10 protein-coding genes are annotated in these 14,752 nt (G+C 70.9%); 2 read left to right on the top strand and 8 right to left on the bottom strand.

The annotated features are described in order from the left end of the window. Positions 1-25: 25 nt before the first annotated feature. The 7 genes from VLK66_RS01480 to VLK66_RS01510 form a co-directional block, all read right to left on the bottom strand. Positions 26-1,516, bottom strand: a complete 1,491-nt coding sequence (locus tag VLK66_RS01480; protein ID WP_325307278.1) for a sodium:solute symporter family transporter — start codon at positions 1,514-1,516, stop codon at positions 26-28. Beyond that, on the bottom strand, positions 1,513-2,052 hold the full coding sequence (locus VLK66_RS01485) for a hypothetical protein (RefSeq protein ID WP_325307280.1): 540 nt from the start codon (positions 2,050-2,052) through the stop codon (positions 1,513-1,515). The genes VLK66_RS01480 and VLK66_RS01485 overlap by 4 nt, the downstream gene beginning before the upstream one ends. Beyond that, on the bottom strand, positions 2,049-3,860 hold the full coding sequence (locus VLK66_RS01490) for an AMP-dependent synthetase/ligase (protein WP_325307282.1): 1,812 nt from the start codon (positions 3,858-3,860) through the stop codon (positions 2,049-2,051). The genes VLK66_RS01485 and VLK66_RS01490 overlap by 4 nt, the downstream gene beginning before the upstream one ends. Beyond that, positions 3,857-4,867, bottom strand: a complete 1,011-nt coding sequence (locus tag VLK66_RS01495; RefSeq protein ID WP_325307284.1) for a ketoacyl-ACP synthase III — start codon at positions 4,865-4,867, stop codon at positions 3,857-3,859. Before VLK66_RS01495 ends, VLK66_RS01490 begins: the two co-directional genes overlap by 4 nt. 131 nt (positions 4,868-4,998) lie before the next feature. Then, complete coding sequence (locus VLK66_RS01500; RefSeq protein WP_325307285.1) at positions 4,999-6,015, bottom strand: LacI family DNA-binding transcriptional regulator; 1,017 nt, start codon at positions 6,013-6,015, stop codon at positions 4,999-5,001. 468 nt (positions 6,016-6,483) lie between these two features. Continuing rightward, complete coding sequence (locus VLK66_RS01505) at positions 6,484-7,575, bottom strand: hypothetical protein (protein ID WP_325307286.1); 1,092 nt, start codon at positions 7,573-7,575, stop codon at positions 6,484-6,486. Between the two features lie 514 nt (positions 7,576-8,089). After that, on the bottom strand, positions 8,090-8,839 hold the full coding sequence (locus VLK66_RS01510; protein ID WP_325307287.1) for a hypothetical protein: 750 nt from the start codon (positions 8,837-8,839) through the stop codon (positions 8,090-8,092). A gap of 574 nt (positions 8,840-9,413) precedes the next feature. Between VLK66_RS01510 and VLK66_RS01515 the strand changes: the two genes are divergently transcribed. Next, the gene (locus tag VLK66_RS01515) at positions 9,414-10,160 is read left to right on the top strand and encodes an SIMPL domain-containing protein (protein ID WP_325307289.1); all 747 of its coding nucleotides are present in this window, start codon (positions 9,414-9,416) and stop codon (positions 10,158-10,160) included. A gap of 119 nt (positions 10,161-10,279) precedes the next feature. Here VLK66_RS01515 and VLK66_RS01520 read toward each other — a convergent pair whose 3' ends face one another. Beyond that, on the bottom strand, positions 10,280-12,289 hold the full coding sequence (locus VLK66_RS01520) for a S8 family serine peptidase (RefSeq protein WP_325307290.1): 2,010 nt from the start codon (positions 12,287-12,289) through the stop codon (positions 10,280-10,282). An 862-nt stretch (positions 12,290-13,151) separates the two neighbouring features. Here VLK66_RS01520 and VLK66_RS01525 point away from each other — a divergent pair. Next, on the top strand, positions 13,152-14,752 hold a 1,601-nt coding region (locus VLK66_RS01525; RefSeq protein WP_325307291.1), incomplete at its 3' end, for a ThiF family adenylyltransferase.

Consider the following 14,752-nt stretch of genomic DNA (forward strand, 5'->3'; position numbering starts at 1 on the left):
TCTCGCCCTTCAGCACTCAGCACTTTCACACGCTCATCACCAGCCGCACGTCCGGATCGATCTGCGCCGCGGCGCGGGTGCGGGTGAGCCAGCTGACCGCGAAGAAGACGAGGATCGACAGAACCAGCGACAGCCCGCTCACCGTCACCCCGGCCGGGAAGCTGTAGACCTTGAAGTAGGCCAGCGTCTCGAACGACAGCGTCACCGCCAGCCCGGTGGCGATCGAGGCCAGCGCGCCCTCCTTCGTCGCCCCCTCCCAGTTCAGCCCGATGGCCAGCGCGGGAACCAGCGTGCAGGCGAACAATCCCCATCCGAAGATCCCCAGGAAGGCCACCATCGACCCCGAGAACTGGGCCAGCACCGCGGCCGCCACGGCCAGCACGGCGGTGGAGATGCGGCCCCACTTCAGCTCGTTGCGCGGCGTGCGGCCCAGGGCCAGCGGCAGGTCGTGCGTGACCACCGCCGCGGCGATGTTGATGAACGAGTTCACCGCGCTCATGGTCGCCGCCGCCACGCCGGAGAAGACGAGCGCCGCCAGGATGACCGGGGTGAAGCGCAGCAGGAACGTGGGCGTGGCCGTGTCCGGCGCCGTGAGCGGGGCCAGCGCGCCGCGGGCGACCAGCGACTTCACGCCGACTCCGACGCCGAAGTAGAGGAGGAGGACCAGGATCAGCCCCAGCGTCTTCAGCAGCGGGTACCAGCGCAGCTGCAGCGGGTCCTTCAGCATGTAGTACTTGTGCACGCCCTGCGGCTGGCCCAGCGAGCCCAGCCCGAACACCAGGAAGAACGACAGCGCGGCCAGCGGCGCCGCCTTCCCCCACGGCGACAGGAACCCCGGGTCGTGCGCCAGGATGTGGGTGCTGATGCCGCCCAGCCCGCCGCCCACCTTCAGCACCGCCAGGAACACGAGGACCGACGCGGCCGCCATCAGCGTCCCCTGGAAGACGTCCACGTAGATCCCCGCCAGGATCCCGCCCGCCACCGAGTACGCCAGCGTCACCCCCATCCCGATCCAGATCCCCCACGCGATCCCCACCCCGAAGATGGCGTCGATCACCACGCCCATCGCCAGCGCGTTGGTGGCCATGTAGCCGATGATCCCGATCAGGATCGCGACGCCGCTCAGCCCCTGCGCCGCGGGCGAGCGGTAGCGCGCGCCGATGGCGTCGGGCACCGTCATCAGGCCGCGCGCCTCGCCCAGCAGGCGCATCCGCTTGGCCAGCACCCACGCGCCCATCACGTTGGTCACCGACGCGGGAAGGACGATGTACATCGCCGCCAGCCCGATGCTGTAGATCAGCCCCGGCCCGCCGATGAACGCGAACCCCGAGACGGAAGTGGAGACCGAGGCGACCGTCAGCGCGACCAGGCCGATCCCGTGGCCGGCGACGAAGAAGTCGCTCGCGGTCTTCGTGCGGCGCGTGGCCCACACGCTGATCATCACCACGATCGCGAAGTACGCGGCGGCCACGGCCACGATGGCCGGATGCGCCACGTGCGGCAGCGCCCCGCTCATCCGCGCACCGCCGGGATCGCGGGCACCGGCTCGTCGCGCAGGGTGTCGTGCAACCTCGGCTTCGCGTCAGGGGCGGGAGATGGAGATGCCTTCGCCCGCGCCCATTCCTCGCCGGCGCGGCGGACGCGCTCCAGGTCGTCCGCGTTCAGCGTCTGCTCGCTGAAGGTCAGCGCGTAGGCGATGGGAAGGACGACGATGGGGAGGATGCCGATGCCGTAGATGACGATGGCCGCGCGCAGCGGAAGCCCGCCGTACAGCGGCGACGCCGCCCGCTCGTCCGCCGGGAGGGCCAGGGCGAGCGCGAACCCGGTCGCCAGCACCAGCCCCGAGAAGGCGAAGGGGAGCGCCAGCTTTCCGACGCGCCCGTTGCGCGCGGCGCCCAGCACCATGATGGCCACCAGCGCGGCGGGCATCCCCAGCGCCATGGGCCAGGGCGCCCACTTGGGCGCGCCGCCGGGAAGGAAGGCCGACGCGTACGCCGCCAGGATGGCGAGCGCCGCGAGAACCAGGGTGCCGAGGGCCAGCCGTTTCGTCATCCTGCGCTCTGGTAGAGGGCGTCCAGCTCGCCGCGGAACTTCTCGGCGACCACGGTGCGGCGGAGCTTCAGCGTGGGCGTCAGGTCGCCGTCCTCGGCGGTCAGCTCGCGGCCGATGACCACGAAGCGTCGGATGCGCTCGGTGCGGCTGAGGCCGGCGTTCACGCGGTCCACCGCGGCCTGCACCCGCGTCAGCAGCTCGGGGTCGCGCAGCACGCCGTCGCCATCGCCATTCCCGTGGCTGCCGTCCGCCTGGTCGTTCGCGCCTGCCCAGCGCCGCAGCATCGACGGGCGCAGCGAGATGAGGGCGGAGATGAACTTCTGCCCCTCGCCGTACAGCATGGCCTGCCCGATCCACGGATCCTGCGCCAGCGCGGCCTCGATGGGGAGCGGCGCCACCTTCTTCCCCGTGCTGAGCGCGATCAGCTCCTTCTTCCGCCCCGTCACGCGCAGCGCGCCGTCGTCCAGCAGCTCGCCCAGGTCGCCGGTCAGCAGCCACCCGTCCTGCGTGAACGCCTCCTCGCTGGCGCGCGGGCGGCCGTGGTAGCGGGAGAAGGAGAGCTCGCCGCGGCGCACCAGGATCTCGCCGTCCTCGGCCACGCGGATCTCCGTCCCCGGCATGGCCTGCCCCGCGGCGTCGAAGCGGTAGGCGTCGGGGCGGTTCATCGCCACGCACAGGTGCTCGGTCAGCCCGTACGCGCCGAGGACAGTGATCCCCAGCGCGTCCAGGTACTCGGCCACCTCGCGCGGGAGCGCCGCGCCGCCGCTGGTGGCCCGGCGGATGCGCCCGCCGAAGAGCGTGCGCGCGCGCTCGAACAGCGGCGCCCCCAGCTCGCGCCACTCCTGCTCCAGCGTGGGCGGCACGAAGGCGCGCGCCTGCACCAGCCGCGACCGCGTCACCCCGAGCTGGACCACGCGGTCCCACCGCGCGCGCCCCTCGCCCGCCGACGCCGTGTGCTCGGCGTGCAGCGCCTCGTATGCCTTCTCGTAGAAGCGCGGCAGCCCGCCGAAGAGCGTGGGCGCGTAGACGCGGGCCGCCTCCCACACCCGCGTGTGGTCCGGCACCAGCGCCGCCTCCATCCCGCAGGCGATGCGCGTGTACAGGCCAAAGACGCGCTCGGCGGCGTGGCAGAAGGGGAGGAAGGAGAGGGTCGTGTCGCGCTCCGTCAGCCCCAGCGCCTCCACGATCGACGCGGCGGACGCGAGGAGGTTGCGGTGCGAGAGCTCCGCCCCCTTCGGCTCGCCCGTCGACCCGGAGGTGTAGATCAGGACCGCCGTGTCGCCGGGAGATGCGGATGCCACGCGGCGGTCGATCTCCGCGCCCGCCCCGGCCGCCAGCGCCTCGCCCCCGCGCTCCAGCCACGCATCCCATCCGATGACGCCCTCCGCGAACGCGTCCACGGCGACGAGGGTGCGGAGATGCGGGAGGTCGTCGCGCGCGGCCAGCGCCTTCGCCAGCTGCTCCGCGTCGTCGACGACCAGGGCGCGCGCGGCGCAGTCGGCCAGGATCTGCCGCACCTGCGCGGGCGCGCTGGTGGGATAGATCCCCACGCTGACGCCGCCGGCCAGCAGCACGCCCAGGTCGGCCACCGGCCAGAGCGTCCCCGTCCCCGCGAGGATGGCGACGGACTCGCCCGGCTTTACCCCGTCCGCCACCAGCGCCGCGGCGAAGCGGCGGGCGTCGGCGGCCCACGCGCCCCACGTCATCGCCGCGTCGCGCGGGGCGCCGCCGGCCGCGAGCGCGCGGTAGGCGGCGCGGCCGGGGTGGCGCGCGGCGCGGTCCAGGAAGGCGCGGGCGGCGGTCGTCATCGCGCGCTCCGCACCGGGTTCCAGCGCAGTGCCACGCATCCCATCGACAGCCCCGCCCCCGAGCCGGTCAGCAGCACCAGGTCGCCCGGATGGAGCCGGCCCGCCTTCGCGGCGTCGTCCATCGCCATCGGCAGGCAGGCGGAGCCGGTGTATCCCCACTTCTCCATCACCGTGTGCGCCTTCGACATCGGCACGCCCAGGCGGTCCATCACCATCTCGATGGTCGAGCGGTTCACCTGCGTCCACAGCCACAGGTCCACGTCCTCCACCGTCTTCCCGATGCGGCCCAGGACGGAGCGCGCGATGCGCGGCCACCCCTCCTCGTTGACTTCCTTGGGATACTTCGTGACGAAACGCAGGCGGTTGCGGACGCCGTCGTTCAGCACGTCCACGGTGATGGGCTCCGCGGTGCCGCCGGCGAACACGCCCATCCCCGGCGCCAGCGACCCGTCGGCGTACAGTTCGCTCGCGAGGATGCCGGGCTCGTCGCTGAGCTCCACCATCACCGCGCCCGCGCCGTCCGCGAAGATCGTCACCGTCTTCTTGTCGGTGGGATCGAGATACTTCGACATCGCGTAGACGGCCACGACCAGCACGCGCTGGTAGCGCTCGTCCGCGCGAACGTACTTCCACGCGGCGTCCAGCGCGGTCGCGAAGCCGGCGCAGGCGCTGTTCACGTCGAAGGTCCCCGCCGTATTCCGCATCCCCAGACGGCCGTGGAGGACGGACGAGGTCGCGGGCGACACGTACTCGGGCGTGTCGGTGGAGACGATGAGGAGGTCGACGTCCCCGGCCGACAGCCCGGCGTCGGCCAGCGCGGCGCGGGCGGCCTGCTCGGCCAGGTCGGCGGTGGACTCGCCCGGCGCGCACCACCGCCGCTCGCGGATCCCCAGCGTCGCCGACACGAACGCGTCGATGTCCTCGCCCAGCGCGGCCGACAGCTCCGCGTTGGCGACGACGCGCGCGGGGACGAAGGAGCCGGTGGCGGTGATGGTTGCGTTGCGCACGGTGCGAGAGTGCGAAGGTGCGAGAGTGCGAAAGTGGAAAACCAGAACTGAAGTCCTAAGTCCTAAGTCCTAAGTCCTGAGTCCTGAGTCCTGAGTCCTGAGTCCTGAGTGGATCGGGGCGTCCCTGTCCCCTATTCCCTCGGCTCCGCCGTGGTGCCGCGCCGGACCAGCTTCACCGGCAGCGGCTTCGTCGGCTTCACCGAGACCTCCTGGCCGTCCAGCTGGCGGAGGAGGAGGCGCGCGGCGCGGGCGCCCAGCTCGCGGGCGGGGATGGCGACGGTGGTCAGCTCGGGGGTGACGAAGCTCGCCATCTCCACGTCGTCGCACCCCACGATCGACATCTCGCCGGGGACTGCGACCTTCGCCGTCAGCGCCGCCTTCAGCGCCCCCATCGCGATCAGGTCGTTGGCGCAGAAGACGCCGGTCGGGCGCTCGCGGGCCGCCAGCAGGCTCTTCATCGCCTTCTGCCCCCCGCTTACCGTGGGCGGCGTGCGGCGCAGCCACTCGTGCGGAAGCGCGATCCCCGCCTCGCGCAGCGCCTGGAAGAAGCCGCGCTCGCGCATCCGGAAGCCGTGCACGTCGGTCGCGGGGCCGATGAAGGCGAGTTTGCGATGGCCGAGGGAGATCAGGTGCTCCGCCGCCATCCGCCCCGCCGCCAGCGCGTCGCTCGCCACTCCCGGCCAGCGCTCCGACGGCTCGTCGACCACCACCACCTTCAGGTCGCTCAGCGCGTCGTGCGGCAGGCTGGCCGCGCCCACCCCGTCGATGATCACGCCGTCCACCTGCCGCGCCCGCAGCGCCTCCAGGTGCCGGATCGGCGTGCTCTCGCGCGTGTCGCCGGGCAGGACCGCGTATCCCGCTTCCGAAGCGACGCGCTGCGCGCCGGTGACCACGTCCAGGTAGAACGGGTTCGTCAGGTCCGGCACCACCACGCCGATCGCGTACGACCGCCCGCGCACCAGCCCGCGCGCCAGGATGTTGGGGCGGTACCCCAGCGCCTCGGCGGCCTCCATCACCCGCTCGCGCGTCGCCGCGGCCACGCGCGCCCGCGGGTTGCCGCTGAGCACCAGCGACACCGTGGCCTGCGAAACCCCCGCCTTCCGGGCGACGTCGTGGGTCGTGACGGGTCGGGGCTGGCTGTTCGGCATGCGGGGCAGGCGGGGTGATTTGCTAATGCGTATTAGCTAATACGTATTGGCAAATCGATTGTCAAGAGTCTTGTCTTGAAGGACGAGCGGGCGGGGGATTTTTCCTCTGACGTGGATCAGGCACCTCTGGGCGTCCGAGCCATCGCTGCCTCTCCCCACGCCTTGGAGCGCTCGCCCTCTCCCGTTCCGGGCGAGGGGGGCTGTCCAGCACCGGCGCGGCCTGCAGCCTCAGGTAGCCATGATGGTTCAGCGTGGCAGTGATGCGGGATGGCTACCTCTCCCGGTACGGGAGAGGTGGACGGCCTAAGCCGGCCGGAGAGGGTGCGATGCCGGGGAGACGCACGAAGCTCAGGGATCTGGATCCGATCCGGCGAGTTGATGGACGAGCGGAGCCCCGCCGGTGACGGCGGGGCTCCGTTGCATCCGGCGCCCCTGTCCGTACGGGACTCCGCGGCGTTCAGTGCCCGATCAGTACGTCGGGCCGGTGGGCGTGCGCGGCGGCGCGTCGGGGCCGGGGCCGGATTCCGGCGTGCTGGACAGGCTGCCGTCCCAGTAGACCTCGAACTGCTGCTGGCTCAGCCAGTCGCCGTAGGGCCGCGGTGGCGTGCCGGAGGTGTCCCACTGCCAGCCGCGGAAGCTCACCGCGGTCCACATGTACTCGACGCGGAGGGGGTTCACCCCCGTGGGCTGCTTCTCGCTGTACACCGCGTCCTTGAAGTGCACGTGGCGGCTGCCCACGTTGTGGTTCGGGTCCACGGGAAAGCGCAGGGCGAACGACGCGTTCCAGTTGCACCCGTCGAACCAGGCGTCGCAGTCCGGTTTCGAGTAGTAGTTGCCGTGCTTGTTGATGGCGATCCACACGGTGGGGTGCGCCCGCGACCGCCACGTGTACTGGGCCTCCGTCCAGCTCCGCCACGAGCTGTGGTCGTTCACCGTGCCGTAGTGCGCCGACAGGAACATGCGGCTGAACAGCCAGTGCTGCGTGGCCGCGTCGTAGACCACCTCCACGCTGATGAACTCCGAGTCGCCCCCGTGCCCCAGCGCTCCGCAGTCGCGGTAGTACGCCGGCATGTACGCCACCCGCACCATGGCGCGCGAGGGAAAGTACTTGGCGGCCCAGTACGGCTCGCCCTTGGGGCAGTTGTCGTCGGCCGAGAACTTCATGCTCGGCGCGAAAGCCTTCGCGATCTCCAGCTCGCAGCGGTCGTCCAGCCAGTCCAGGTCCGCGTCGTAGTTGATGGCGTCGCGGTTCACGTCCGAGAAGCAGGCGCTCGGCTTCACCCAGCCCAGGTAGATGCCGGGCGAGCTCGGGAAGGGGTCGCCGGCCGCCTGGTACGGCAGGTCGCCCGGCTCGCCGAAGAGCGGCCAGAAGCTGCCGGTGTTGGGAATGCTGTCACCCGTCCCCGTGCACTCGGTGCCCATGGGGTCTTCCTCGGTCACGCACGGGTCGGTGATGCCGGTGTGGCGAGCGGGCGCGGGGGTGGCGATCGTGGGCTGCAGGGGTGCGTCCGCGCAACCCCAGAGGGCTGCCGCGGCCGCGAGTACTGCCAGGCGCTTCATGTGGGAATTCTCCGAACTGCTTGGGTGGGTGGGTCGCCGCGGACATCGCGGCGCACCAACCTCTAAACATTTGTTTCCAGACGCAACATGCTGCCGCTCGCTGGGACAAACTTCTACATGGCAGGCCCGCACCCGCACGCGTAATCCTCAATCTGACAATCACCTGCGCATGACAAAACGCACAGAAAGACGTCATCCTGAGACCGGCCACACCGTCCTTGCCTCGAACGATCGATTGCAGGCCGAAGGATCTATAAGCGAGGTCGCACGTGCGCTCGCCGGGCGCACGACCGGCCTCAGGATTCGGTATAACTGCCGTACAGGAAGGAAGATGGAAATGGATTTCACACGTAGGGAACGTAGGGATGGAAACCGACGTCCGCGTTGTTTGCGGCCCCTGTCGCCGATGCTGGCCGCTCGTCGTCGCTCTCGGAGGGTAGACCGATCCGGATAGGGGCGAGAGTCGTCAGGAAGGCGGGCTCGAGGACGGCGGCGCGCCCGGGCGATGCGGCCCTCACCCCTCCAGCTTCGACAGCGCGAACGCGGCCAGGAAGCCGGCGACGGCGATGAGTCCCGCGTAGTCGTGCGCGGATTCGAACGCCTCGGGGATCATGGTGTCGACGAGCATGGTGAGGATCGCGCCCGCCGCGGTCGCCGTGGTGGCGGAGACGACCTCGGGCGAGGCGGCGTCGAAGAGCGTGTAGCCGGCCAGCGCGGCCAGGCCGGACGCCACGGCGATCGCCGTCCACACGCCGAAGACGTAGGCGGCGCCGCGGCCGGCCTTCTTCATCCCCGCCGCGCTGGAAAGGCCCTCGGGAACGTTGGAGAGGAAGATGGCGGCGACGGCCACCAGGCTCACCACGCCGCCGCGCAGCATGCTGAGCCCGATCACGATCGACTCGGGGATGCCGTCCAGCAGCGCGCCCAGGGCGATGGCCGCGCCCCCCGCCTCGTCCGCCGAGGGATGCTTGTCGCCCGAGCGCTTGCGGTGCTTGGCGCCATGCATCGACAGGAGCTTGTTGGCCCCGGTGTAGACCACGGAGCCGCCCAGGAACCCCAGCGCCGTGGAGCCGAAGCCGCCGCGCCGGAATGCCTCGTCCATCAGCTCGAACGAGAGCGCGGAGATCAGCACGCCGCTCCCGAACGCCATCACCGCCGCGATCACGCGCTGCGGCACGCGCACGAACCACCCGATGGCCGCGCCCAGCACGAGCGCCGCCCCCGCGAAGAAACCCCATCCCCCCGCCTGCAGCCAGACCGGCATCGCCCCTCCTCGTGTGATCGGTGCGGATGCGGCATCTCAAGTTCCGTGCGGAGCCAGACGAATCTCGCCCGACGCGCATGCAGGATGTGACCATTCGGAGGGCGGGGGAATGGCGATGTAGAGGTGTAAAATGCGAGTGAACTCGCGGCTACAACGGCACACACTCCGCCTGCGCGGAGTTCCGTGCCGCCGCGCCCAATGTCGAGATGGAGATGCGATCGTGTGACCTCACGCCAGCGGGTCCGCGCCTCCGTCGAGCGCACGTCAGACCACGCGCCACAGGTTGCAGGCCGCGCCGACCACCCTCTCCTGCTGTCGGGAGAGGGCGAGCGCTCCAAGGCGCGGGGTGAGCGCCGCCCGCGGCGAGCACCGTAGGATGTCCCGCACCAACGCCGCGCGGCTCACGGATCTTCCGTCCGCACTCTCGCACTCCCGCACTCACGCACTCGCGCACTTCGTGCTTTGGATCTTCTTATCGCCCCCGGTGTCCAATTCCGCACCACTCGCGGGCGTGGCCCCCTGCCCGCGCGGAATGCCCCCGACGGGCGTTTCAATCCCCCCGGAAAACCCCACCATGGAGACCGTCAGATCGGAACGATTCCCCCAGCTGTTCTGGGGGATGGTCGCGCTCGGCCTGGGGCTGGTGCTGGCCGCGCTGATCGGCGCCGCCACGCTGAAGTCGGTGAAGCGCGCGGGCGACCAGATCGAGGTCACCGGCAGCTTCAAGAAGCAGGTGCGCTCGGACTACGGCGTGTGGAAGAGCGCCATCTCCATCCAGGGCCCCGACCTGCAGGGCGCCAGCGCCGAGGTGGCCGGCGACGCGCAGCGCCTGCGCGCGTTCCTGCGCGCCAACGGCATCGCCGACAGCGCGGTGAGCGTGAAGCCGCTGGAGACCGAGGCCATCTACCGCACCGCCGAGAACGGCGCCAACACCAGCGACCTGCTGGGCTACAAGGTCACCCAGCGCATCGAGGTGCGCTCGGCCGACGTGGCGCGCGTGACCCAGCTTTCGCAGCGCGCCAGCGAGCTGATCGCGCAGGGGGTGCCGCTCAGCACCTCGAGCGTGGACTACCTGTACACGCAGCTGGAAAAGGTGCGCGGCGAGATGCTGGCCGATGCCACCCGCGACGCCCGCGCCCGCGCCGAGGCCATCGCCAAGGCCGCCGGCGCCACCGTCGGTTCCGTCCGCAGCGCGAAGATGGGTGTCTTCCAGGTCACCCCGCGCAACTCGACGGAAGTCAGCGACTACGGGATGAACGACACCTCGTCGCTCGACAAGGACGTCACCGCGGTGGTAAGGGTGACGTTCGCGGTGGACTGATCCAGATCCGCTACAGGACTTCCGATCATGTGGAGAAGCGGAGAACCGGAGAACCATCTTCTCCGCTCCTCCGCTTCTCTGCGTGATCCCGTTTTTTTCCTCGCGGAACGGGGCTCAGTTCAGCACGCGCGCGTGCTTGGCGGGCAGAGGTTGCCGTCCTCGTCGGTGGCCGGGCCCCGGACGATGATGGTGCTGGTCGCGCGGTGGTCGTCGGTGCCGGCGTCGCGCACCGTCACCCGCAACCGCAGCACGTCATTCTCGATCACCCCGTACACCTGTGTCTGTGCGGTGCCCAGTGCCTGCCAGGAGAGTCCGTTGTCTTCGCTGACCTCCCACTGGTAGGTGTAGCCTCCCAGCCCGCCGCTCGGGTTTGCTGTCCAGGTGCCGGTGCCCGGCGTGGAGAAGAAGGCCGGTCCCGAGATCGACCCACTCACCCGCCCCACCAGCGCGCGGTAGGCGTTCAGCTTTCCCGCGCCATAGGTGTTGGCCGTGCCCCACGGATCGGCGCCCGCCTTGATCCGATCGCGCACCTGCAGTTCGGTGAGCGTGCCGTTGCGCGACAGGACCATGGCGGCCACCGAGGCAGCCTGCGGCGCCGCCGCCGAGGTGCCGGAGAAGGTGCCGCTGTAGTCGATCGAGCCGCCCGGGCCGTCGTTACACCCCCGCGACCCCACGATGTCGATGGTCACCACGTCGCCGATGCAGCGGCCGGTGGTGTGGCCGCTGGGCGCCACCACGTCGATGGCCGCGCCGTCGGGCGCGTAGTCGGTGGGGGTGCCGCTGCGGTTGATGGCGCTGACCGTGAGCACGTTCGACAGCGTGCCGGGGTACTGCACGCCCCCGATGCTTCCCGCGCTCCGGCGCGACGTGTTCCCCGCTGCGAACACCATCACCGTGCCCTTGCCGCCGCGCCCCTCAGTGACCGCGCGGCCGATGGCGGTGGTGATGGCGGTGCTCTCCAGGCCGCCGCCCCAGCTGTTGTTCATCACCTGCGCGCCGTTGTACCACGCGGTGTTCAGCGCCTGCGCGATCTGGTTGTCCGACGCCGGAGCGCCATTGTCGTCGAAGATGCGCACGGAGATGATCGCGGCCGCCGGGGCGATCCCCGCCAGCCCGATGCCGTTGTTGTGCTGCGCGTTGATGACGCCGGACACGTGCGTCCCGTGCGAATAGCTGCCGCCCGGGCTCAGCGAGCACGAGGTGCAGCCGGAGTAGGTCCACTCGAACTGGCCGATGAAGGCGTTATAGCCCCAGCTGTTGATGTAGCCCAAGTCCGGGTGCGACGTGTCCACGCCGTCGTCCACCACCGCCAGCAGGAACGGCCCGGCCGACGGCGCCCACGCGCCCAGCGTCAGGTCCCACGCAGGCACGGCGTTGATGTCCACGCGCACGCCGTTCACCGTCTGCGTGCTGCGCGCGTAGTACTCGTCGCCGAAGAACGGATCGGTGGGCACGGCCATTAGCCGGCGGTCCTGCACCTTGTCGGCGTCGGCCCACCGCACCCGCGGGTCCTCCTCCAGCCGCGCGGCGATCTCCAGCGGGTCGCCCCCGCGGGGGTACGCCAGCCACCACACGTCCGGCTCGGCCTCCACGGGCTCGCGCACCACGCGGGTGCCGTACTCGGCGTTCAGCTTGGCCACGTCGGCGCGGGTAGCGCCGTCCTGCAGCCGCACCGCCACGCGGTCCAGCAGCACCACGCGCGAGTCGGTGCCCGCGCCGCGGAACACGTTGGCCGCGAACGCGAACCGCGGGTCGGCGCGGAGCGCGCGCGCGGCGGCGCGGGCCCGGACGGCGTCGCCGCCGGACACGGCCAGCAGCCAGTGGCCGGGCGCCTGCGGAAGCGCGGTCACACCGCGCACGTCCATCCCCATCGTCGCCAGCACCGCGCGTGCGGCGGCCTGGGGCGGAAGGGCCGATTCCACGGACAGCTGCGTGGGATCCACCTCCAGCGTGATCCTGCGGTCTCCGTAGTAGTAGAAGTCGCCGGCCTGCGACGTCGCGGCGGCGGGAGAGAGGGCGGACGGCGCGAGTGGTGGGTCGTTCCGGTCGGTGCACGCGGCGGCGAGCAGGGCAACGCCCGCCGGGACGAGGCGCAGCAGGGCGCCTCGCCGGAGCTGGTTCGGCTTCATGGTCCTCGGGCTTTTGGCTCCGCGCGGGTTCGTGAGCGCGCGGGGCGGTGGATCTCTGGTGGGGGAGGTTCGCTCCCGGGGAGCATCGACCCGGCCGGTTCGATTCACGCCACAATCGTATAAAGATCCCGAACCGCTCGCAATGGGTATAAAGATATGTTTTATCTGCTACACGGGTCGGGATCAGCCTTATACGCGGACAGTACCGCCCTCATACGCCCCGTGAGAATATGCATTCCCATCATCCTCTTCTCGACTGTCGATATAATTGAGACATTTAGATCTAAATACGCATGGAGCACGGTCTCGTCACTCCAAGGTGGATCATGCATTCAGAAGCTAGAAGAGGAGGCTCACGCAGAGACGCGGGGATGCACGTCTGTGGACCACACCGATGCTTCAGAGGGAAGTCCGCGAAGGCGGACTGCGTGCCGTTGTAGCCGCGGGTTCACTTGTATTTTGGGATCTGGACCAGCTGTAACCTCATGCAAATTTCCGATCTGGATCAGCCGCCACCCAAAGCCATCCTCCGCGCGCCGCTCCTCCGCTCCCTCCGTTCCCTCCATGTGAGATCCTTCTTCATCTCCATCTCCCGCAACCCCGATGAAACTTCCGTGGAACCTGCGCATCGTGCGGCACGCGCTCCCCAATCTGTACCCGGCGTGTCCCACATTTATGCATCGTGATGCATCTTTATGCGTATTTGTCACTCCCGCTAACTATCTGCCAACCGGCGGTTTGCACGGAAACGGGTGACGACGGCCCGTCCGTTGCCAAAGCGGGGGTCGTCGGCGGGGAATCCCTCGGAGTCACCTGGGGTTCCCCGCCGGCCTTATACCCATGGCAGGAGCAACATCAAACCATGCTGGCCAACGACCTGATCCATACAGAGGAAGGCTGGGGCGACGCCGCGTCGTGGCCCTTGGTGCTGGACCGCGCGCGCACCGCCGACAACGAGCGGATGAACCATCTCGTGGCTTCCGGGCAGGTGCGCCACCTCCACGACACCATCGAGCGGCAGATCGAGGACCTGGTGCGCGTGCGCGCGCGCCGCGGCGACCTGTCCGCGCGCGAGCTGGCCGAGGGCCGCGCGGCGCTGCTGGGCGACACCGACCCGGCGGCGTTCGGGCGCTGGGTGTTCTTTCCCTGGTCCGGGCGGATGGTGCACGTCCTTCCCCCGGCCGAGTACGCCGAGCTGCGGCTGGACCGCAACCGCCACCAGGTGAGCGCCGACGAGCAGCGGCGCCTGGCCGGCTTCCACGTGGGGATCGTGGGACTGACGACCGGGAACGCCGTGGCGCTCACGCTGGCGCTGGAGGGCGCGTGCGGGCACCTGAAGCTGGCCGACGCCGAGGAGGCGTGGCTGGGCGACCTGAACCGCCTGCGCGCCGGCGTGCAGGACCTGGGCGTGCCGAAGACGGTGCTGGCCGCGCGGCAGGTGTCCGAGGCCGACCCGTACGCCCGCGTCACCCTCTTCCACGAGGGGCTGGGCGAGGAGAACGCGGACGACTTCCTGGGCGGCGACGTGCCCCTGCACGCGGTGATCGACGCCTGCAGCGACCTGTACGCCCGCGTGCTGCTGCGCGAGCGCGCCCGCGCCCGCGGCATCCCCGTGCTCACCGCCGCGGGCGACCGGGGCACGGTGGAGGTGGAGCGCTTCGACCTGGAGCCGGACGCGCCGCTCTTCCACGGCCGCGCGGGCGACATCACCGCCGCCAGGGTGCGGAAGATGGACGACGGCGAGCGCATGGCCGTGGAGCTCGCCATCACCGAGGCGGACCGCGCCTCGGTGCGCACCGCCGCGTCGGTGGTGGAGATCCGCCGCACCATCACCGCGCTCCCGGTGCTGGCGTCCGACGCGGCGCTGGGCTCGGCCGCGGTGGCCGTGGCGGTGCGGCGGCTGGCGCTGGGGCAGCCGCTTCCCGGCGGACGGCGGCGGGTGGACGCGGCCGCCATCCTGGCCGACGGCGGCGCGCGCGTGACGCCGATCACCGCTGCGCCGGGGTGGGCGCCGCGGCGCGCCCTCGTGGGCGTGGACGGCCGCATCCCCGAGCTGGTGCGCTTCTGCGTGGAGCACGGCATCCTGGCGCCGTCGGCCGCCAACCGCCAGCCGTGGCGCTTCAACTGGGACGGCGAGCGGCTCTGGGTGCTGCACGACCGCGCGCGCTCCGCGTCCCTGCTCGACCCCTCGCACCGCGCGGCGCACCTGGCGCTCGGCGCGGCGGTGGAGAACATCGCCATCGCGGCCGCGCACCGCGGCGTGCGGCTGCGGATGGAGCCCTTCCCCCGCCCGCGCGACCTCTCCGTGGCTGCGGCGCTCACCTTCGAGCCGGGAGAGGCGGGGCTGGAGGACGATGCGGCGCTCTTCCCCTTCCTGGCGCTGCGCGCGACCAACCGCCGCCCGGGAAAGCGCGGCATGCTGGGAGCCGAGGCGCTCACGGCGCTCACGGACGCCGCGCGGCT

Origin of the sequence: Longimicrobium sp. (assembly GCF_035474595.1) — a bacterium.
Classification (GTDB): domain Bacteria; phylum Gemmatimonadota; class Gemmatimonadetes; order Longimicrobiales; family Longimicrobiaceae; genus Longimicrobium.